The sequence below is a fragment of the Paenibacillus sp. TC-CSREp1 genome (assembly GCF_050171015.1).
Taxonomy (GTDB): domain Bacteria; phylum Bacillota; class Bacilli; order Paenibacillales; family Paenibacillaceae; genus Paenibacillus; species Paenibacillus silvae.
Genome location: NZ_JBNOKM010000010.1, coordinates 184,366 through 204,049, shown reverse-complemented (window position 1 = coordinate 204,049; position 19,684 = coordinate 184,366). Strand labels below are relative to the sequence as shown.

Here is a 19,684-nt window from a genome sequence, read left to right as displayed (position 1 = left end):
CACTGGCAAACACACATGCTTTGGATCGTCACTTCCAGGATGCAGAATCATCTAACAAGCATTGCATGTCCACCAGTGCATTTGCCCTGGTTACACAGTCATTTGTGCCTTACCTTTGTTTGATTTTAATTTGGTTTGGTTTCGTTTTACTCAAAATAAGCTCCCGCATACGATTCCGTTCCCAGAGGAGACGTCACAAATCCTTTCAGATTCGCTTTTCCAGCCAAAATCGGCGTGGTATGCACAAGCGGAATCCACGGCGCGTCCTCCTTGATGATTACCTGAGCCTGTTTGTACAATTCAGCACGCTTGTCCTGATCCGTCTCCTGCTGCGCTTTCGTCAGCAAACCATGCAGTTCCTCATTCACATAGTAGCTGCGGTTGTTGCCCGGAATAGCGTCCTTGTCCAGCAGGGTGTACAGGAAGTTATCCGGGTCACCGTTGTCTCCCGTCCAACCGAGCATGTAAATATCGTCCTTCTCCCCGGCTTTGGAATCGTCCAGATAGGTCGCCCACTCGGGGGATTCAATGTTTGTTTTCACACCAATTTTCTCAAAATCCGCCTGAATGGCCTCCGCTACCTTCTTGCCATCCGGCATATATGGACGGGACACAGGCATTGCATAAAATGTCACCGGATCAGGCAATCCGTCAGGGTAGCCCGCTTCGGCCAGTAAAGCTTTTGCCTTTTCCAGATCATAGGTATAATCTTCAATCGTATCATTGTAACCCCATAACGTTGGAGGCATCGGGTTGACCGCTGGCTTCGCCTGTCCCGCAAAGAAGGCGTCGATCAGAGCCTGTTTGTTCACAGCATGATTCAGCGCTTGTCTGACTTTGACGTTATCAAACGGTTTTTTCTTAAAATTAAACCCGAGATACGCCACGTTGAACGGTGGACGCTCAATCTTCTGCAGCTCGCTGTTGCTCTCCAGAATCGACAGATCATCCGGGTTCAGGTCCTCCATGACATCAATCTCGCCATTCTGCAATGCGTTGAAACGAGCGGTGTTATCAGGAATGGAGCGCACGATCACCTTATTCAGCTTCGGCAGCCCTTCCTTCCAGTAATTCGCGTTTTTCTCCAGCGTGATGGAGTCGTTTCGCTTCCACTCTTTGAATACAAATGGGCCGGTGCCTATAGGCTCGCTCTTGAAATTCTCCTTTTTCTCCTGAATCGCGGTTGGACTCGCAATCCCGAAAGATGTCATCGCAATATTTTGCAGGAAAGGGGCCTGCGGCTGGTTCAGGGTAAACTCAACCGTTGCCTCATCCAGCGCCTTCACTTCCTTGATCACACGCGCGCCCTCTGGCCCAAACATGGAATCGTAATAGTCGAAGGAATCCCCTTCGAATTTATATTCACTTGCCGGATCACTCCAGCGATTAAAATTAAAGACAACCGCTTCCGCATTAAAGTCGGTTCCGTCATGGAACTTCACCCCGGATTTCAGCTTGAACACATATTTCAGTCCATCCGCCGAAATCTCCCAGCTCTCTGCTAGTCCTGGCACGACCTCTGTTCCACCCTCCTTGTAATCGAGCAGTGAATCAAACACCTGATGCCCGATCTTGAGCGATTCCCCATCGGTAACAATAGCCGGGTCAAGCGCAACCGAGTCTCCACCACGTCCCATAATCATCGTATCCTGAGCGGCTGCTTCCGTAGGAGGATCATTGCCTTCCGCTGGTGCCGGCGTACCCTCACCGCCCTCCTTGCTGCTGGAGCAGCCAGATAACACAAGTACGGTACTCAGTGCCAAAGTCAGTAAACCGGACATCCATTTTTTTCTCATTCGCATACGTTACAACACCCTTCCCTGTCTCATAATGTGTGTGATGCTCGCGTCAAAAAAACGGTAATTCTGGCAGTGTGAGCGATGATGTTGTGGTGGTGATGCTTTAATTAGTTGAACTAAAAACAATTTACACAGGCACTCCGATGACAGAACAACTTTCGATCGCTGTTATCCCCAGATTTTTTTGATCCCCTTTTCCAAAGGGGAAAATCCGGTGATAAAGGCGAACGCTTCGCTTCTCCAGTTTTTTCTGTCCTCTCCGTTTTTGTGTAAATGAGTAGTTCAACTTGAAGCCAATCATCAGGTAATATCTTCGTAGATTTGAGTACCTCGGTTACTTGTATCTATTAAAGGCTTTAGATGCCTCTGATACCTGATTTAGAGTTTTGAAAAATTGCAGCCCAGATCGTTATTGAATTCAGACTCACATATAATCCCCTTCCAATCGTGACGGATTAGAGGTAATGAGTGTTGCCCCTATTTAAACTAAGGTCAATTAATGACTGAGCTATGACCTTATCCTATCAAGCGTAGAAAGATAGCTGCTCCTTTGGAACAACCAAAGACACACGTACAGATTGTCAATAGGTGATCCGCGACATGTAACCGGGTTTAGTTTGCTGAAGTACAATTCATTGAAATGGGCTGTTTTATGTAAACAGTGTGATTTTCATGGGTGTCTAATTCATAGAAACACGAGTAGAAAAGAATAGAACAGATTGACGACGCTACAATAACTTTGAATGTTATGGTTTTGTCATGATGAGGGAGGTTTATCGTTAAAATCGTGGTGAAAAACATTTTGGTGTAATTTACTTTACATTACATTTATGAATTAAACAAGAGATTTAGAGTCTTATGTCTTCAACTTTATCGGACACGTTATTTTTACTGACATTATGTACAAAAAAGGAACACAGCTCGACAATAATCGCCTGCGCTCCTTGCGTTTGTTTCTCCACCATCAGATCTGTTCTATATAAGTTGGACTAAATATTTTACACACACCACTCCGATGACAGAACAACCTGGAGAGTAGCGGTTATCCCCAGATTTTTTTGATCCCCTTTTCCAAAGGGGAAAATCCGGTGATAAAGGCGAAGCTTATGCTTCCGATGCAGCTTTCTTTTAGAAAGCTTATAGCTCCGCTTTTTCAGGTTTTTTCTGTCCTCTCCGTTAACGTGTAAATGAATAGTTCAACTTATATTCCGAACCGATTTATTTTTTAAACAACCCTCTACGATGCATGACGGTAATAAAACGATAAAAATCGTAGCTTGCTCCGTTATCTATGCTAAACAGCGGATTTTTGGTGTCGTAGGCCAATGCCGCATCGACTGCGGCTTTTGCCCAAACCGGAACTTCCATCTGCTGACGTGCCTGCAAACGGTCAACCTGTGCTTTGAGCGCATCAAACGCGGCCTTCTCTTCAGCTGTCATCGGTTCGCCCCCTTTCGGTGGTTCTGTTGGCGGATTCGGATTCGTCGGGTTCGACGGGTTGCCAGGATTGGACGGCTCTGTTGGATTAGATGGCTCTGTCGGGTTCGGTGTAGCCGCTGCATATCTGGCCCTGAGCTGTGCTGCCGATCCGTCAAATTCGTTCATATCCACGTTACCGGTTATGCCGTTTACCTTCCCTGAATCCGTATACTGCCAGAACGTCCATCGCTTCCACGCTGACTGATCATCTGGCACACGTGCGTTACTGTAACGTGCAATCCACAGATCGTAGGTGCCCAAGGAAGCATCAAAATTCCCGGCAAAGGAGTTACCTGTGTATATGATCGGCTTAACACCTGTGAGTTGCTGCAGATCTGTTAAAAAGGCTTTCGCCACCGTATTCATCTGTGCTTTGCTCAGATTGCCGGGGTTATTCTCGTAATCCATAACGGGCGGCAGCTGCAGCGCCTTGGCTCCCCCGACTTTATTCAGCGTATTGGCATAATGCGCCGCTTCCGCCTTCGCAATCTCGGCAGTTGTTCCGCGGAAGAAATGATAGGTTCCCACCATCATGCCCGCCGCCAGCGCTCCCGCTACATTTTTCTCAAAATTGGGATCGACATAGGTTCGCCCTTCGGTGGCCTTGATAAACACAAACGTTATACCGCTTGCCTTCACCTTGGCCCAGTCGATATTTCCCTGATACCGGGAGACGTCAATGCCCTGCGTGTTGCCCGAGGTTCTGTTTTGCAAAGTTCTCACACCCTTTATGCGGCTGATGCCTTTTGTATATAGTTAATGCGGACGGGTTAGGGAGTGCTTGTGTGCGTGTCCCTTAGTTGATGAAAGGAAAATTGAATGTCCGCTTGCAGGAGTTGGATAGCAATAGTTCATAGCCATGGTTCAAAATACAGACTGCAATGCGAGAATTACCCGTGGTGAGTATGGCACTGCTCCCAAGCTTTAGACCCTTACGTTAGCAAACGTTCAGGAGAAGCCCAGGTTCAGGCAAACATGTTAGTAAAACTTTAGTTTCGAGCATTTAACGCTTGTTCACGTTATCTTTCGTTGTTGGTGACTCTTTTTCATTCGAATCGGTATGGGAAAAAGAATCCTTGGTTGGAGGTGAGAAGTTGTCGGGGGATTCCCCGGCTCCTCCCTTCCCCTTCAGCACCTCAATCGCCTGCCGAATGACTGGCGGAATTGGTGCACCCAGCTTGCCCCCGTTTTCAATAATGGACAGCAGCTCATTCGCGATATAAAAAAAGGCGACCGCATCCCTGAACAAATGTCCGTCTCCCAGAACACCGTCCACCAGATGAGCCACCGATACCATTGCAAATATAAATACCTTTCGCGCGATGCCAAACATGCCAACATTACTTTCAAGCTTGCCCGTCATGCCCGCCGCTGCGATGCCTGTTAGGTAGTCAAGAATGACGAACACAAGCAAAACGCCGAGCACTCCTGACCAGCCTCCAAAGAAGTAGTTTGCTGAGCTGCTCATCAGCGCAATGCCCCATTTCCATAGGGTATCCCATCGTTCCATGGTTTCACCTCCTTTGGTTTTTAAATACCAGCTGCTCCAGAGGGCATAATAAAAGCGCACCACTAGGGTACGCTCGTTAAATTCCTTCAGTTTTTTCTAAAATGTATCCTCAATAGCCTGGCGATAATCAGTATTGGTAATGCCATCAAGCAGGTATACTTGACTTGTCTTTGGGTTGAGTAATTTATTCAATATTCTTGCTGCTGCAATACTTACCACGACTTCGTTCACCATCACAAATTCCCTCCTGTATTTTCATTGGCTAATAATAAAATTTGGTCTTCCAATTCCTTTATTTTTTGCTATTCTGGTGTTTCGAAAATGGGAAGTTCCTCTAAAACTGGTTGTTTCGTAGCAGGATCGATACTGACAATTCGATGGGTGTGATAATCGATTGCCCCATATTCCAAATCGATGTAATGCAGCTCAGTGATTTCTTTCCTTGGAAGTACATCACCCTGTTTTTCACCAGCTCGATAGATGATTTCACCGTCTTGATCGTATATAATTCTAATCCCAATATTCATTATTCGTATGCCCTCCAATAAAACGGCCTTGATGATGCCAATTCAAAATATGGCAGCGGTAACTGAAATCCACCGTTTGTGATATAGGTTCTGCCAGCGCTCTTGTCCTCTACCCGGAAAGTATCATATATAGTTTCTCCGTTTACCCATCTTAGCCCGTTATACACAGGGTAACCATTTTCTATTCTTTTGGAATTATAACCCAGTATATAATCCCCATCATCATAATAAGTAATAATGATTTGCGATGGTAAAAAATCCAGAGTGGATACAACTATATACCCACAGGTAAATGCAGTTCCGTCTGAATAAAGAAACCTTTTATCGCCTAAGTTATATCCAAACCCTGAAGCAAACTTCCTCCCCTTATCTGGCCCATCCAACCCGTAATTATCCAATAAGAAATTATCGATTTTAGGCATTGGTCGCCTCCTGCATGACAACATGGACCTGAGCATTCCCGGCGGTTGATGTCCAGCCTTCGATATATTCGTTTGGCGATATAAACATATCAGCGAACGGAATCAAAACTGTATCATTTCCAGCTATGGTGTACTTGTTTATCAAATTACAGTTATCACCACTCCAACCGAAACGAATAGTTACTGTTTGTGGTCCGCTGCTTACGTTACAAATAACGATAGACTTGACCAATCTATTAACACCGTTTCCGGCGGCTGGAACAATGGTCGTCGTTCCCGTTCCTAACCCAACACGGTACTGCGCAAGCCCTAATGAACTGGGGATTCCATCTTTTTCAACACCTGTTATTCTAGCGTTAACAATTGAATTTGCGCACCACATGTGAAGGGTTTCCTCTGGACTGATAACAATATCACTGATCGGAATAACCAAGGTTTGATTTGCCTTAATAGACTTGTTGTGCAATAAAAAATACAAAGGCCCAGTGTTAAGCCTCATATTTACTGTCGTGTCTACTCCGCTAACATTACAAATAATAATGGATTTTATAATGCATGTCTTACCCGTTTTTCCAGTGTAAATAGTTGTCCCAGATGTTGTGGATAGTGCGTCCCCGTATATTTTAATAGGCGTTTCTGCCATCTATAACGCCCCCCATACTCTTCTTAGTGGTGTTTGCAATACCCAAGGTGTCCATGTCGTTGTTGACCATCTTTGCCTTACGTACACTTTCGCAGTAGTTGTGCTTGCTAGCGTAACTCGTTGAATTAAATTGTTCGCACTAATTTTAATTACTTCGACGTAAAAATCAGCTCCGTTTATAGTGGGTAAATTCGGAGATTGTGAACCTTCAGCGTAATACATTCCCGGATCAGTCAAAGTATTTAAATCCACTCTACTTAATTTTGAATACCCGTTATCTTGCGTTAGGGGGTACTTTTGCCACGCTTTATCATCCACATATTGTTGAGCGGCCAGTCTTGCATCATTAACCGCCTTCTCCGTTGCCGCCAGCGTCTCGGACGTGCCTTCCGTTGCATTGGAAAGCTGCACTATCCCCGGTTCAGTCATTGATGCAGGTGGGATGTCTGCGTTTTGGAGATCCTCCTGCAGCTGTTGAATTTCGTCCCTTGTAGGTACTTTTTTCCACGAACCCCATCCGAAATAGTAGTTGCGTTGAAAAACTTGTAAGTCACTCGGCTCGAAAGTTGTTAGAGTTTGGACGACACCAGCATGTTTTTCTATCGTCAAATGAAAGGCTACTCCTACTGGAGAATTAGCTAAAGTTCCTACTGTGGCATTCGTCGGGCAATAATATTCCCCTTCTGTAATATAACTATTAAGATCCGAATCCGCAGGTATAAGGATGGATTCACGTGTCGCCACACCTGCATCAATCTTCTCAAAAATCGCATTAATACTCTCCCGGGTCACATTCTCGTTCCCCAAGGGAAGAGGCAACTTCAGTCGATCTGTATCTTTTGGCATTACGCCCACACCTCCAGTTCATTCCACGTCAGGGACGCGGCATCGAGTTCATCCCAAGTTATCTGTTTGTTGTCCAGAGCGTCCCAGACCAGATAACGGTATTTATATTCCACAGCCATGTGGGCCGGTTTCAGCTCATCAATGGCTCGTTTCAGATCATCAATATTGGGCGGAATACCCATCGTATCCACAAAACTTACTGTAAAACTCCACGTTTCCGGCTGGAATGTAACATCCACCTTGCCTCCGGCATACGCCTCAGCAACATTAGCAACCTGCCTGCCCGAAAACTTACCTGCCCCGCGCAGCTTAGACTCCACCACAGCACGCCGCTGCTCCACAGGTTTGAGACGATCTGTCTCAATGCCAAGCTCCTGCTCCCAGTAATCCAGACCCCAAGTCGCTGTACGGACAAAAAACTGCTCCAGTGTCTCGTCCAGTGCCTGATACAACATATCCATCTCCACGCCTTTGGACTGCATATCGGCCTGCATGACACGCGAAGTCTCATAATACTGGGGCAAATACGAGAACAGTTCCCGCCCCTTTTCACTCGTTAACACACTACTCATGCACATCCACCGTCCCCAGCACAGCCACCTGATTGGCGCTCATCTCGATATTCTGGTCGCTTACCCCGTTTACGGTTAGCTCCGAATAGTCGATAATTGGCGGGATGTCGAGCAGGATCGCAGCAATGCGGGTGTAACGTACGAGCGGGTCGGCAAAAGCAAGCTGCTTCAGATACGCGGTTACTCCGCGCTCGATTAATGCCCTGACATCTGCCAGCGTTGCATCACTAGCCAGCGTCAGCTTCACCTGAATGTTCATCGGTACTTCTTCCGCTGGCATCACTGTCACCACTGGCCCTGCCGGGGCAACCCCTTCACCTTGTCCATCCTGCGTTGGATCAACATACTTTTGCACCGCAGCCACCAGATCGGAGCCTGCCGCACGTTTGTCCGTATCGAGCAGATACAGTCCAACCGTACCCGGCCCCTCCCACAGCGGGATCACCCGCGTCGCACCGACGCCCGGCACTTCACTGGCCCACTGCACATACTGTGCCTTGTTGCCGCTTGTTCCCTGGTTGCGGACTTTGGCATAAAAGCGCTCCAGCAGCGCGGTATCCGTCTCCACGTCCGCACCGCCCTTGATGACGTCCGTGTTCACCACAGACGTTACGCCGCTCAGTGGTGTAGACAGCACGGTTACCGTGCCTGCGGGCACATTGCTCTCTTTTCCGGCAACAAGTGCTCTCACACCTACACTCCCGAAACCATCCTCACCAAGCTCCACACGACTCACGGTTTCATATTCGAGCGATGCTTCCCCGGACAACTCATCTGCGAGCGTAGCCACAACCGTGCCCAAGGGCACAACCTTCCCCGATGTACCTGCAAATCTAACTGTTCCTTGTGCGTACACCGCTGCCCTGCGTGTAATCCCGTGCTCTCCAGCCCGCAATTCCAGCTCCTCCGAGCGAAAATTCGGATCACTGCTCGCCGCCGTACTGGCAAATCCACGCCGCAGCAGCTCCTGTGCCCAAAGCGCCGCCTCAGACAGCATAAAGGCTACCGGGGCCTCCGCATCCCACAAAAACGACCCTTCCGACTTATCCAGATCCGCGGGCAGACGATCCAGCAACCGCTGCATAATCTGTTCCTCCGTCTGGTCCTCCAAATAACGCGGAATCTCAGCCATCCCGTCAGATCACCTCACTTTCCAGAATAAACATCTCATCCTGCACACTCGTCACCCGGCACGTAAACACACACTGCTCCCGGTCCCAATCGAACGTAAACTGGTCCACCGCATCTGTACGCGGATCGGCCAGCAGCGTCTCCGTGACCATCCGGGCAATCTCACTTTCCATCACGCCGCGGCTATCCCCCTGACCGACCAGATCCTCAAGCTCCGAACCGTAGTCCCGAGAGTAGATCACATGTCTGTACCGCGGGGTTTTCACCGCCTTGATGCACCACTGCACCCACGCTTCATGTGCGTCTGCCGCTGCCACTTTGCCGCTTGGAGTCAGTACAAAATCACCAGCATCATAGTCGTAGCGCCAGCTCCGTCCAAACCGCACCTCCTCCGAGTCCACCCCAGTGAGGTCCTCTTCATCTCCCCAGACAATCCCCGTTTCTGGAAATAAACTAGGCATTCGCACTCACCACCTTACACAGCACCACAATATCGTTACCGCCATTCACCCGCATCGCCAGGACACGGTCCCCGGCCTTCAGGCCTTTTCCCAAAGACCAAACTGCTTCTTCCACTTCCCCTTTTTGCAAAAGAAACCGTCCCGTGCCCGTCGTACCGCCGTTTGCCACGTCAGATATGCCGGAAATTGCGCCAGCCAGCTCGCGGTCCGGCAAATGTAATGTCCCAGGCAGCTCGGCCACGAGATAGTCCTGAACTTCATGCTTGAAGTCATCCAGCTTCACGCCGGACGCCGTAATCGTACCGAGCACCGCGCCCAGACCGCTCACGGCCTGACGGGAATGTGTGCTCATCGCTCCCCGCATCACATCGGCAAACTGCCCGTACGGATCTTCTTTATTCAAGGTAAAACCTCCTTTTCACCAGCTCCGCCGTGCCCAGCTCCAGCGTCATCGTGCCTGGCCCGGCCGACAGATCGCGGCTAACCGACATGACGATGAGCTTCAGGCCTTTGAGCGTAACCGCGTCTCCGGCACGAATCGTATTGATATCTGGAGCCGAGACGGTAAACGTCTCCTGAATACCTGTCAGCTTGCTTTTCGCCAGCTTCTTCGCGGCGGCGGCTGTTTTCACCTGATCGTCCTCGATCAGTTTTTGCAATGTACCCAGCTGCTCGGTATCGCTCTGCTCGATCGCAAGCACTTTCGAAGGAACTTCTTTCCCACTGCCCCCGGATTCTGACGCTGCCATCACTTTCACTTTGGTGACTGCGCCTTCGAGCGTGCGCATCTGCGTCAAGTCGATCAGCCGATCCAGTGCATACACCTTCGTATTGCTGCCTACCTTGAACAGCTGCAGCCCTCCGGGCGTCATCCGTGGGTGGTACATATCTCCCCCGGACTTGGCGGTTTCCTTCAAATCGGCAAACATCATCGAAAAAATCGTCTGCGACCGATACACTGCCTTGCCCAGCTTGGTCTTGGTTTCCGGCAGTGCGGCCAAAGGAATTTTCCACTCCTTGGAGTATGCCTTGAGCCGCTGCGTGGCGGTCTGATCCTTGGGAAACAGGAATTCGTCCTCTGATTTCTCCAGATAGATCATGCGGTCATAGACGGTGAGGGACAGCCGTTTGGTCCCGCTATTTGAGCTTTCCGCTTCCCAGATGACCGCCGGGTGCAGCAGATGCACCATGGATTTTTCACCAAAAGGAACCCCGCTAATCCGCACCGCCATTCCCGGCGAGATGGCAGGCAGCCCGGAGGATGCCGACACCGCCAGCCGGATATTCGCCTGATAGGCGATCTGATCGAGCGAGTCCTTGAGCGTTATCGTCTCCACCAGCTTGGTGATGTCATGCTTGTCATCGACAATGACCTTGTAGGTCATGGCATCACCAGCTTTTGCCCCGGCTTGATCCGATTCGGATCACTACCGATGATTTTGACGTTGAGCTTGTAAATCTCGTTCCATTTGGAACTGCTTCCGAGCTCAAGCTTGGCTATTTTGGACAGAGAATCCCCGGCTTTGACGGTGTAGGTCTTGCTCGTTTTTTTCAGATCCGTACGTGAACCAGACTTGCTCGCTGCAGCTCCTGATCCCACCTTCTCGACTTTGGAATCCCGCCAGGTTCGCAGCGTCAGATCGAAATAAATGTCGCCCGTCTCTCCGCCGCGAAAGCTCGAATTCAGCGAAATCAGAAACACGGGTACATTCACGCCGGTTCCCGAAATGATGAAACGCAGCGGCTTTTTCGAGATAAGAAAGGTGTTCAGGATATTCATGGCTACGCGCGGATCGGGAATCGGGGATACCATACAATAGGATTCGTCATACTCTTTAGGAAAAAAAGAAGAGAAGGTGATCTCCTTCACCTTCTCTCCCTGCGCAAAATCAAACTCGCCATGCTCCAGCATCTGGATCGTTTCGTATCCCTTTGATCTGGAAATATTCACTTCCTCCGGGTTCACCGGGAATTGAAATGAAGTGCTTCCGTCCTTCAACGTAAATGTCATTTCGTTAGGTCCTGCTTCATCTTTCAATACAGACATCTTTGCGGCCTCCTTTCTGCTTAGGCCATAATCGTTTTGCGATTTTGCATCGCCTTGCGGAACTCGTTGCTAATCCGTTGCCCCACCTGATGGCTCACAGCATCATAATCAATGGCGTTCTCACGCACCGTCACCTGTACCGTACCTGGCGCAATATTTACAGCGATCTGGTTGGTCGTTTCCGTTTTGAAATCCTTGAGGTAACCCGACAGACTGCTCATCTGCTCTTCCGAAATATGCACTGTCATCGGAGATGCTTTGCCATTGGACTGAGCATTGTTATTCAGCGCCATAGCTTGGGATTGCATCATGCTTGTGCCAGTAAGACCCGCTGAAGTCGATGAGCCCAACCGATTGTTCATATAGGCTTCGGGCCCGGTAATCGACAGGGCTGCTGGTCTATATGACGGCGGCATCTGAGGTGCTGCGGGTACGGTAGGCGAGGAAGCAACTGTTGCAGCCGGAGTGGTCTGTTCTTCTTTTTTTGAACCAAAACCGAAGAAATTGGAAATGCCCTCGGTGAGACTCTTTGTTTTCTCGGAGACAAAATCAACGGCTCCAGTGAACACCTTGCTTGCGCCCTCTGACGCTTGGGAGAAAAAGTTGCCAATCGCCTCGGACTTGCTTCCAATCCAGCCACCCGCTTCGCTTCCCAGCCAGCCCCCAACGGCTCCGCCTACGTATGTGCCAATGACCGGAGAGATCAGCGTTCCGAGTGCGCTGCCAATCGCCGTGCCTGCTGTTCCACCAATCATAGAGCCGACAGCCCGACCTCTTTCCTCTGGAGGTGCACTTGCGATGTTAGCCACATCCGCCAGCATGCTGATCGGACCAAGCAGCCTTTTTGCCCCTTTGGCAAAGCCACCGCCTATTTTACCCATCATTCCTTCACCGGAGAAAAGGTTAGACATGCCCATCGGTGATGCGGAGGCGAAGCCAAGCTTGTTCCGGTTTATTTTTTGTTCGAATTCCATCCTCAGTCTCTTATCTTCTGCGTGAGAGAAATCGGTAATAAGCTCCGATGCTTTCGGGGTTGGTGCTGTTACTGGATTGGAAGCCCGAGATGTCCTGAAAGTAGATCTTCCTCTACCTCTTCCGCTTCTTCCCCCCATCCCTCTGCGAAAAGGTTTGTTACGCTTCGTTTCCGTATCTGCATCTGAAGTGGTTTGTGTTTGATTTTCACCTTGCTTACCCTCTGCCACTTCTGTACTTGCACTTGGATTGGCGGCTTTGTTCTTTTTGGCTTTTCGATCAGCACGCCATTTTTTTTGTTTTTCCCAAATATCAGAAGCATTGTTTCCAATATCTAAAATAGTGCTGGTCCATTCAAGAGCTTTTTCCCACAATGCCTTATCCTCTTCTTTAGCCACATTATTTATCGTTGTGTTTGTATTGTGACTCCCAATCACAACGGACATGGAAGAGGCACTCGCCGGGGTCATTTTCCCCATCGCCACTTCAACCTTCTGCTTCACCTCAACCGACACCGTGCCGGACGCCTTCACCAATTGATTGCGGAAGCTGTTCAGCTTGATCAGTGCGCGATCCAGTGCCGGGCTTAGCTGGTCATCCAATCCGATTCTCGGTGTGATGCGCAAACGGCTCAACCTTACAGCGGTGCTATAGATATTTTCCAATCTGCGTCCTGTGGTTCTCAGCTCATTATTCACTTTGATCAGGCCCTGATAACGAACCCGATTTAAACGATCCGTAGAGCGCTGAATCTGATCCAGGTAACGAAGAGTGGTCTTCATTTGTGTGTTCGATTGGGATAAACCGATAATCATTTCTGCCATGTTATTCACCTCCTGCCTGTTTGAATTAACGATTCATCTGGGCGCTTAGCGCTGCCATCTCCTCTTCCGAAAAAGCAAGCAGCAGCGAGCGTTCCCCTCGCGGCAAAGACCAGAACTCTCCGGGACGAAGATGATGACGCACCCACATGTGGTACAGGAACGTGGTCATCCCGCCGGAGTGAATCAGTTTTTTAGGTCTTCAATCTCCACACCGAAGCCGGACAGCTCCAACACTTTATCGCCTACAGCATCCAACTCACCCGCCAGAAGCATACGGCGAACCGCCTGCTCTCCACCCGACAGCTTCATCCGGCCCGTGATGCGGCTGTCTCCCCAGCCGGACAGTTCCAGTCCGCGGACGTTCATTTTTACCGTTGCCTCGGAGATCAGGAGAGCATTAAACGTTTCGGTATCCACCTTTTCCTCAGTACGGCCCTTTGTGGTCTTGCGAATCGTACAGCGTTCGCGAATCTGATCGACTTTGGAGGATGTGAGTCCACGCAGCGTAAGCAGCAGGTCCAGGCGCTGAATGCGCACATTTTCTTCAGGCAGGCGTTCTGCCGCTTCAAACAATTGATCCAGAATCTGTTCCTCGGACAAATTTTCGTTCATACTCATCGGTCGTAATCTCCTTTGTTTTCCACGTAATTTCTTCTGTAATCTGCTTCCGTATTTTCTGCATATCCTTCGTTTCCGTATTTCCTCGGTTATCTCTCACTAACATCTCAAGACACCAAAAAGACCGAGAAGTTCTCGGTCTGCTTCAATGTCCTTGCTTGCTGTCAACAAGCTCAAAAACGGTTCACAACACTTAATTCGCCACAATCGGATTCAGCAATTCAAACCCTTCAAACGTAAACCCTGTCTCCTCTGGCACTTCCTCGCCAGCCGTCCAGTTTGCCAGCTGAATTTTATCCACCATACAGCCCTTCAGCAGCACACTTTCATGTCCGTATGATTCCGGGTCGTCCAGCTTGGAGATGATCTGAAACTTGGTGAATCCGCGCTGAATCATATCGGACGTTACCTTGTAACCGGTCATTGTGCCTGTGCCTTTTTTGGCACCGTTTTTGTGAACCTTCCAGTCGTTGCCGACCAGATTCAGCTCGCGCTTCTCAATCTCAACGCTGGCCTCCAGCTTGTTAATATTTGTCTGCCACACTCCGTCGATATGCAGCTGACCGTGGGTACCGAGAATGACTCTTGATGCGTCCAACATGTATATTTCCTCCTTATGATGGTTGAGCGCAACCGCTCAACATGAGATATTTCATTTTATCTATATAACTTGATCATTCATTTACACGTGAACGGAGAGGACAGAAAAAACCAGAAAAAGCGAAGCGGTCGCCTTTATCACCGGATTTTCCCCTTTGGAAAAGGGAATTCAAAAAATCTGGGGATAACAGCGATTGGAAGGTTGTTCTGTCCTCGGAGTGGATGGTGTAAATTCTTTAGTTCAACTTAAAAAGCAACCTGAATCCACTTCCTGCTTCTGCTTCCAGGTCATTTCCCTATTGAACGTAAAATGTACCAAACAGCTGCTCCATCACATCCGTCAGCTTCACATTCCATTGCAGGAATACCTGATCCGCTTCCGGCTTTAGCACAGGTGCTGCGCCATAGTATGCAGGGTCCAGAACAACGTCATAGCCTTCGGCCTCGATCACATTGCTCTGTGCCAGCAGCGCCAAATAGGCCTTCATCGCACCAATCAGTGCCTGACGACCTTCCTCCGTGTTGTTTACTTTCCCGATATAGGTATCCTCTGCGGAACGCTGCAAGTCTGTGTTGATCGCGTCCATGACGCGGATGGAACGAATTTTTTTCCATGCATTGTTCTGTCCGGCGGCAGGCGTAACCAGTGTGTTTACACCGCGAAGTGCTTTGACCCGGCGACCGTCGTGGAAGAAAATAAACACGCCGTTCTGCACGGCCTGCTCCTGTTCCGCACGCGTCCAGCGGCGTGTGACATCATCGAACGGTGTTGCCGCATAGGTCGTGGATTCATTCAGACGCTGTCCGGCAATAAGACCCGCCACATAAGCAGAGGTCTGTGCAGAACTGTAAAAAGCATCGCCCAAGCGTACGCCTGTGCCGACATTGATCACACCTTCATGATTCAGCGTAAGTGAACGTGCTGCCGCTTTCTGAGCTGCCGTAGCGGAAGTATCATCCGCTGTGGAGCCACCGAAGACCGCCATCACGGGCTTGCCTTCATTACGTACCCGTTTCACCCAAGCCGCAAAGCTGGCAAGCAGCGCTGCATCCGCCGCATGATCCAATGCCAGCACATCGAACTGCTCTCCTTCGAGCGCGCCCTGCAGAGCAATATATTCCGCATTGGTCAGTTCATCGTTGCCGCTTACACCACCTTTGAAAGCTGCACCTGATACATTAGCCACTTCGCCTGTACCGTCTCCAATGGCCTGTGCGGTGATCCAGAGATTTTGCTCATCCGCATTCATCTCTTTGGCAACAGCCGCTGCCGTAACATCTGCTGTCTGGAGCGCATACAGCATGCGATTGCCTTCGAACAGACGTACTTCAAACTTCGTGTTATCGATCACGCCGGGCTGGATTGTCACATAGAATCCGTTCGCACGGTCGCCCGGGTACTTTGCATCGAGCTGCAGCACATCCGTACCGCCGCTATCCTTCAGCGTCAACACTGCAGCTTTGGCAGATGAACTCGCCACCCGATAAGCGAGCAGCTTCTTCGGTCCACCCAGCAAAGCCAGCTTGAGCGAAGTATACGCCGTACCATTATCCTGCGCATTAGCCGCAAAAGTGCGCTCAATCGCTGCTTCACTGCCTACTTCTACAAACGTGCCCACCGGACCCCAGTTTGCCTTCACCGGCACCACAACCGTGCCACGACTTCCTGCCTGAATAGCGGACGAAGCTGCCGCCTGAAAATTCATATATAAGCCCGGAAGTACCGGACGATTCGTTTGCTCCCAAGTTCCACCTGCCATTATTCCTTCACCTTCGCTTTCAAAAATTGGTTGATTCTTGTCTGTGCTTCTGCAATGGAAAACGACTGCTGCGCCGCTTCGTGCAGCGCACCAGCCAGCACCTCTGCCTTGACGGCAAAGAGGGCTTCGGAATGATTCATCAGTTCAACCCGCGTATATTGCGGGGGAACTGGCTGCTTTTTTTTCACCGAGCCTGGCATCTGTTTCTCACCTCGTTGGTTAACTTCAATAACAACTATTTTTGACCTATGAATTTTTGATCCTAAAATCTATGAAATTAACTGATAAAAAATCTGGAGCCACTCACAGCTCATATAACGGCCCCTCTCGACTTACACTTACTGTATTCCTTTGCTATGGTGAATCTCCCGCATGAGCGGTGCAGTTGGCATCGGACGACGGATCCGCTGTGACAACGTCAGACGAAGCTGGCCATTTAAATATGCATCTGTCTGCATATCCGCTGTCACCTCATCAACCGTTAAATAACGGACATTGCCTTCAACGCTTTCGTTGGCTTCATTACTTTGATCATCCCTTGGATGGAATGCTATCCGTGATTGAAGTGCCAACTGCTCGACCAAACGGCCTACCGTCTGATCTGTCAGACCTGTGTCGCCTGTCAGCACATGGCCTACCCACTGTTTGCGTACCTCAAGGGCTGAGGTTCCTACAGCCGCTGTACTGACCCCTGTCAAACGCCATAACACGGATGGCATCTGGTATCCCCCAGGCCAGCGCTCCGTGTACACAGACCAGTCTGGACCTAACTCGTCCACCGTCCAGCGCTGAAGAGCAGAAAGCCAAACATCTCCCTCAGCATCAGCATGTTCAGTACTTTGAGGTTCGGGAACATACACGCCAAAACGCAAGCTGCGCGTAACCAGCCCCGATTCAGCTTCCCTGCGCTCACTGTCCGTGGAACCCAGATAGATGCAAGTAAAGGCCCCGCCTTCCCCATCCTCCAGCCGTATCTGATGCAGACCTGTGATCAGCTCTGCCGACCAGACCTCAACCTGTTCTGCTCCACCGTCCTCTGATCGGGCATATGGCGAAATTTTGATGATTCGGCGATACCCTGCCCAGGCCGACTTTGGCACTTCTTCTGCAAAAGCAAGCACAGCGCATGGACCTGAAAGCCCTTCTCCGGAAGCAGGAACATCCTGCACACGGCCCTCCCACGCAGGTACAAGAGTCGCCAGCTTGTGCTTTAACGTCTTTTTGATACGTGTACTCATGGACACATTCATTTCGCCCCCCTCTGCTGCAAATATAAATTCGCTCCCCATGATGCAGCAGCCATGCGGCAGCTTGGGACATCCCCCTTTTCCCCGCGGTCCATGTGGATATCGGATCAATGCAAGGACAACTTCACCGCATCAAAAAGACCAGCCGTAATGGCTGGTCTGTACATTAGCGTATGGGCTTTCGGTGTGTCCCTTGCGATTCATCCGATAATACTATCTTACAGACTTTTTCTCCTAGCGAGGATGGTGCTTCGGTGGACTTCAGCACGAATAAAGTATAAGGTTGGACGGTAAAAAGACGAACTAAAATGGCTATTTTCTCATCAAAACTTCTGACCCAACCTAGTCCAATCTCACCTGCGGGGTCAGCGTAATTTCGAATGCACGGCCCCAGATGAAATCAGGGTTGTTGTACTCCAGCAGCGCACCGTTGTAAGTAGCATACGTCATCTGCCCGTCACAGATCTGGCGGATTGCCGGATTGCCCTGCTGGAAGGCAGGTTTGCTCGCCAATTCAGCCGTGTGCGTCTGCATGAGATCGCGAAGTAAACTTTGCAGATGAGTGTAATCCTCTTCGGAGTTGAACAGCACCATATTCTGATCTGCCAACGTGGCTACATTGGTATATAGTGCATGTGCACGTGAATAGGTGCGAATATCGGCAATGGCTACTGCTTTGTAGCTGTAATCTTTGAGGAAACGCTTGAACAGCAGCGAGCCATGGGCGTTCATCGCGTCACGCAGCTTGTGTTCATGCTTCTCTGTCGTAATCAGCGCATATCTCGATTGCGCCATCCCTACCGCAAGACCGATTTTGTTCCCTGGTGTATTCCAGGCACTGTAACCAAGCACCCGCCCGGTATACGGACTATTCAGCAAAGTTTGCGCCACCTCTACATTCGCAGGCCCTTTACCGACAAAATCAATCAGGATCGAAGGCAGCCCCTGCTCCCCATTCAACGCCAAGCGCTCCACGGCCGCCTGAACCTGATCGAGTGCTGTAATGGCGATAATCTCCATATCTACCGACGTGTCGGCTTCATCCTCCACCAATGTACCGCCGACAATATCAACATGATGCACCACATTCTGGTGTACATCCATATATTCATAGGTGTTGATAATCGTAGAGCCGTGCGGGCCATAATACTTCACTCCATATTTCGTCTTCGCCCCGCCTCTGAACAGCTGATTCGCCATCCGCGCAACCAGAGCATGTCCCAAGCCATCTGCATCCGGCAAAATAATTGCACGATCCGGATTCTGCCCATCCGTTCCGCCCAGCCATTCATTGATTCGAGCTTCGACGTAATTGATCTCGTTAATTTGTACCCCTTGAGTGTTGGCATCGTCCACACCCACGGCGAGGAAATCAATATACCCCGTGCGGGCCAGCTGATCCAGAATGTAACGATTCGTTTTAAACTTGTGCTGTCTCGTATTGTAGTATTTTTGTTTATCAAAATACGTCGTTTCCCCGTACTCTTCACCTTCTGGAGAAACGTTATATCCTTGAATAATATCTTCGAATTCAGTATAAGCCTGACGCGGCTGCTGCATCAGAGAACGGGATTCATTATACGCATCCAGCGCCAATCCCCCTGCGAATGAAGTCGTTGCCAGCCGCATAATCGTATCCATAACAAATAGAGGTTTGCGTGGATACTTTGTTTTAATGATGCGAATGACATCCAGCAGACGAGTCGTTTGCTCGTCATATGCCGGGTAAGCACCGCCACCGTGATCTCGAAGCTGACGACTGCCGATCAGGCCGCCATAAGCGAGCATATCGGTAGAAATAATGAAGCCGTCCACCTTGGCCGCATGCTTCAGAATAAAATCATGAACCTTTGATGGATTCCCGTAAACAGGCGTTGAAGTGCCGAGAAGGGTTGTGCCATCCGTTGTTTTTTCCGTATCCAGACGATTTTTGATATCCTTCAGGTTGGGTGTAACGATGTGAAGACCGGCTGCTTTCCCTTGTACAATAACATCATCCAGATTCGCCGGACGGTCATCCAGTGGAACATACAATACTGTTTTCATATCATGTAGCCTCCTGTTTTTAATATTCTTCAATACCCGATCAGTGCAAGGTTGCAATCACGAAATTGAAAAAACCAGCCGTATGCTGGTCTTATCTTCCGTGTATCAGCTAGCATCTGTAACATCTGGCTTCTGCTATCTGCATTCCTCGCTTCTGATCCGATATTACCATCTTACCGT

At 49.6% G+C, this 19,684-nt stretch carries 22 protein-coding genes; all 22 read right to left on the bottom strand.

What is annotated here, in order from left to right; genetic code table 11:
• Positions 1-146: 146 nt before the first annotated feature.
• The 22 genes from ACQSGY_RS17125 to ACQSGY_RS17020 all read right to left on the bottom strand — a co-directional run bounded on the left by ACQSGY_RS17125 (position 147) and on the right by ACQSGY_RS17020 (position 19,504).
• Positions 147-1,796 (bottom strand): ABC transporter substrate-binding protein, encoded by a 1,650-nt coding sequence (locus tag ACQSGY_RS17125; RefSeq protein ID WP_427052756.1) that lies wholly within the window; start codon positions 1,794-1,796, stop codon positions 147-149.
• 1,221 nt (positions 1,797-3,017) lie between these two features.
• Positions 3,018-3,992 (bottom strand): glycoside hydrolase family 25 protein, encoded by a 975-nt coding sequence (locus ACQSGY_RS17120; protein WP_427052755.1) that lies wholly within the window; start codon positions 3,990-3,992, stop codon positions 3,018-3,020.
• 289 nt (positions 3,993-4,281) lie between these two features.
• A complete protein-coding gene (locus tag ACQSGY_RS17115) occupies positions 4,282-4,788 on the bottom strand; it encodes a phage holin family protein (RefSeq protein ID WP_427052754.1) in 507 nt (168 codons plus the stop codon).
• Positions 4,789-4,884: 96 nt separating this feature from the next.
• Positions 4,885-5,022 carry a hypothetical protein gene (locus tag ACQSGY_RS17110; RefSeq protein WP_427052753.1) on the bottom strand — a complete coding sequence of 46 codons (138 nt, stop codon included), beginning with the start codon at positions 5,020-5,022 and terminating at the stop codon, positions 4,885-4,887.
• Between the two features lie 68 nt (positions 5,023-5,090).
• Positions 5,091-5,315 (bottom strand): hypothetical protein, encoded by a 225-nt coding sequence (locus ACQSGY_RS17105; protein WP_427052752.1) that lies wholly within the window; start codon positions 5,313-5,315, stop codon positions 5,091-5,093.
• A complete protein-coding gene (locus ACQSGY_RS17100; RefSeq protein ID WP_427052751.1) occupies positions 5,315-5,737 on the bottom strand; it encodes a hypothetical protein in 423 nt (140 codons plus the stop codon). The genes ACQSGY_RS17105 and ACQSGY_RS17100 overlap by 1 nt, the downstream gene beginning before the upstream one ends.
• Entirely contained in the window at positions 5,730-6,380 is a 651-nt protein-coding gene (locus ACQSGY_RS17095) for a hypothetical protein (RefSeq protein WP_427052750.1), read from the bottom strand. Before ACQSGY_RS17095 ends, ACQSGY_RS17100 begins: the two co-directional genes overlap by 8 nt.
• The gene (locus ACQSGY_RS17090) at positions 6,381-7,226 is read right to left on the bottom strand and encodes a tail fiber protein (RefSeq protein WP_427052749.1); all 846 of its coding nucleotides are present in this window, start codon (positions 7,224-7,226) and stop codon (positions 6,381-6,383) included.
• Positions 7,226-7,798: a YmfQ family protein gene (locus tag ACQSGY_RS17085; protein ID WP_427052748.1), complete on the bottom strand. Its 573-nt coding sequence runs from the start codon at positions 7,796-7,798 to the stop codon at positions 7,226-7,228. The genes ACQSGY_RS17090 and ACQSGY_RS17085 overlap by 1 nt, the downstream gene beginning before the upstream one ends.
• A complete protein-coding gene (locus tag ACQSGY_RS17080; protein ID WP_427052747.1) occupies positions 7,791-8,930 on the bottom strand; it encodes a baseplate J/gp47 family protein in 1,140 nt (379 codons plus the stop codon). Before ACQSGY_RS17080 ends, ACQSGY_RS17085 begins: the two co-directional genes overlap by 8 nt.
• 4 nt (positions 8,931-8,934) lie before the next feature.
• Positions 8,935-9,390 (bottom strand): DUF2634 domain-containing protein, encoded by a 456-nt coding sequence (locus ACQSGY_RS17075; protein WP_427052746.1) that lies wholly within the window; start codon positions 9,388-9,390, stop codon positions 8,935-8,937.
• Positions 9,383-9,793, bottom strand: a complete 411-nt coding sequence (locus ACQSGY_RS17070) for a hypothetical protein (protein WP_427052745.1) — start codon at positions 9,791-9,793, stop codon at positions 9,383-9,385. The genes ACQSGY_RS17075 and ACQSGY_RS17070 overlap by 8 nt, the downstream gene beginning before the upstream one ends.
• Positions 9,786-10,775 carry an XkdQ/YqbQ family protein gene (locus ACQSGY_RS17065; protein ID WP_427052744.1) on the bottom strand — a complete coding sequence of 330 codons (990 nt, stop codon included), beginning with the start codon at positions 10,773-10,775 and terminating at the stop codon, positions 9,786-9,788. The genes ACQSGY_RS17070 and ACQSGY_RS17065 overlap by 8 nt, the downstream gene beginning before the upstream one ends.
• Positions 10,772-11,401, bottom strand: a complete 630-nt coding sequence (locus ACQSGY_RS17060; protein WP_427179473.1) for a LysM peptidoglycan-binding domain-containing protein — start codon at positions 11,399-11,401, stop codon at positions 10,772-10,774. The genes ACQSGY_RS17065 and ACQSGY_RS17060 overlap by 4 nt, the downstream gene beginning before the upstream one ends.
• A gap of 56 nt (positions 11,402-11,457) precedes the next feature.
• Positions 11,458-13,233, bottom strand: a complete 1,776-nt coding sequence (locus ACQSGY_RS17055; protein WP_427052743.1) for a hypothetical protein — start codon at positions 13,231-13,233, stop codon at positions 11,458-11,460.
• A 25-nt stretch (positions 13,234-13,258) separates the two neighbouring features.
• Positions 13,259-13,402: a hypothetical protein gene (locus tag ACQSGY_RS17050; RefSeq protein WP_167433730.1), complete on the bottom strand. Its 144-nt coding sequence runs from the start codon at positions 13,400-13,402 to the stop codon at positions 13,259-13,261.
• A gap of 14 nt (positions 13,403-13,416) precedes the next feature.
• Positions 13,417-13,851: a phage tail assembly chaperone gene (locus ACQSGY_RS17045; protein WP_289375051.1), complete on the bottom strand. Its 435-nt coding sequence runs from the start codon at positions 13,849-13,851 to the stop codon at positions 13,417-13,419.
• Positions 13,852-14,044: 193 nt separating this feature from the next.
• A complete protein-coding gene (locus tag ACQSGY_RS17040; RefSeq protein ID WP_110897169.1) occupies positions 14,045-14,452 on the bottom strand; it encodes a phage tail tube protein in 408 nt (135 codons plus the stop codon).
• 295 nt (positions 14,453-14,747) lie between these two features.
• Complete coding sequence (locus ACQSGY_RS17035) at positions 14,748-16,211, bottom strand: phage tail sheath subtilisin-like domain-containing protein (RefSeq protein ID WP_427052742.1); 1,464 nt, start codon at positions 16,209-16,211, stop codon at positions 14,748-14,750.
• Positions 16,211-16,411, bottom strand: a complete 201-nt coding sequence (locus ACQSGY_RS17030; protein WP_427052741.1) for a hypothetical protein — start codon at positions 16,409-16,411, stop codon at positions 16,211-16,213. The genes ACQSGY_RS17035 and ACQSGY_RS17030 overlap by 1 nt, the downstream gene beginning before the upstream one ends.
• Positions 16,412-16,549: 138 nt before the next feature.
• Positions 16,550-17,500 (bottom strand): hypothetical protein, encoded by a 951-nt coding sequence (locus ACQSGY_RS17025; protein WP_427052740.1) that lies wholly within the window; start codon positions 17,498-17,500, stop codon positions 16,550-16,552.
• 300 nt (positions 17,501-17,800) lie between these two features.
• Positions 17,801-19,504, bottom strand: a complete 1,704-nt coding sequence (locus ACQSGY_RS17020) for a DUF4127 family protein (RefSeq protein ID WP_427052739.1) — start codon at positions 19,502-19,504, stop codon at positions 17,801-17,803.
• Positions 19,505-19,684: the final 180 nt, after the last annotated feature.

Excerpts from the sequence above, each read along its gene's own strand:
- ACQSGY_RS17125 (WP_427052756.1), bottom strand. The coding sequence starts at position 1,796 with ATGAGAAAAAAATGGATGTCCGGTTTACTGACTTTGGCACTGAGTACC.
- ACQSGY_RS17115 (WP_427052754.1), bottom strand. The coding sequence starts at position 4,788 with ATGGAACGATGGGATACCCTATGGAAATGGGGCATTGCGCTGATGAGC.
- ACQSGY_RS17110 (WP_427052753.1), bottom strand. The coding sequence starts at position 5,022 with ATGGTGAACGAAGTCGTGGTAAGTATTGCAGCAGCAAGAATATTGAAT.
- ACQSGY_RS17105 (WP_427052752.1), bottom strand. The coding sequence starts at position 5,315 with ATGAATATTGGGATTAGAATTATATACGATCAAGACGGTGAAATCATC.
- ACQSGY_RS17100 (WP_427052751.1), bottom strand. The coding sequence starts at position 5,737 with ATGCCTAAAATCGATAATTTCTTATTGGATAATTACGGGTTGGATGGG.
- ACQSGY_RS17095 (WP_427052750.1), bottom strand. The coding sequence starts at position 6,380 with ATGGCAGAAACGCCTATTAAAATATACGGGGACGCACTATCCACAACA.
- ACQSGY_RS17090 (WP_427052749.1), bottom strand. The coding sequence starts at position 7,226 with ATGCCAAAAGATACAGATCGACTGAAGTTGCCTCTTCCCTTGGGGAAC.
- ACQSGY_RS17085 (WP_427052748.1), bottom strand. The coding sequence starts at position 7,798 with ATGAGTAGTGTGTTAACGAGTGAAAAGGGGCGGGAACTGTTCTCGTAT.
- ACQSGY_RS17080 (WP_427052747.1), bottom strand. The coding sequence starts at position 8,930 with ATGGCTGAGATTCCGCGTTATTTGGAGGACCAGACGGAGGAACAGATT.
- ACQSGY_RS17075 (WP_427052746.1), bottom strand. The coding sequence starts at position 9,390 with ATGCCTAGTTTATTTCCAGAAACGGGGATTGTCTGGGGAGATGAAGAG.
- ACQSGY_RS17065 (WP_427052744.1), bottom strand. The coding sequence starts at position 10,775 with ATGACCTACAAGGTCATTGTCGATGACAAGCATGACATCACCAAGCTG.
- ACQSGY_RS17060 (WP_427179473.1), bottom strand. The coding sequence starts at position 11,401 with ATGACATTTACGTTGAAGGACGGAAGCACTTCATTTCAATTCCCGGTG.
- ACQSGY_RS17055 (WP_427052743.1), bottom strand. The coding sequence starts at position 13,233 with ATGGCAGAAATGATTATCGGTTTATCCCAATCGAACACACAAATGAAG.
- ACQSGY_RS17050 (WP_167433730.1), bottom strand. The coding sequence starts at position 13,402 with ATGACCACGTTCCTGTACCACATGTGGGTGCGTCATCATCTTCGTCCC.
- ACQSGY_RS17045 (WP_289375051.1), bottom strand. The coding sequence starts at position 13,851 with ATGAGTATGAACGAAAATTTGTCCGAGGAACAGATTCTGGATCAATTG.
- ACQSGY_RS17040 (WP_110897169.1), bottom strand. The coding sequence starts at position 14,452 with ATGTTGGACGCATCAAGAGTCATTCTCGGTACCCACGGTCAGCTGCAT.
- ACQSGY_RS17035 (WP_427052742.1), bottom strand. The coding sequence starts at position 16,211 with ATGGCAGGTGGAACTTGGGAGCAAACGAATCGTCCGGTACTTCCGGGC.
- ACQSGY_RS17030 (WP_427052741.1), bottom strand. The coding sequence starts at position 16,411 with ATGCCAGGCTCGGTGAAAAAAAAGCAGCCAGTTCCCCCGCAATATACG.
- ACQSGY_RS17025 (WP_427052740.1), bottom strand. The coding sequence starts at position 17,500 with ATGGGGAGCGAATTTATATTTGCAGCAGAGGGGGGCGAAATGAATGTG.
- ACQSGY_RS17020 (WP_427052739.1), bottom strand. The coding sequence starts at position 19,504 with ATGAAAACAGTATTGTATGTTCCACTGGATGACCGTCCGGCGAATCTG.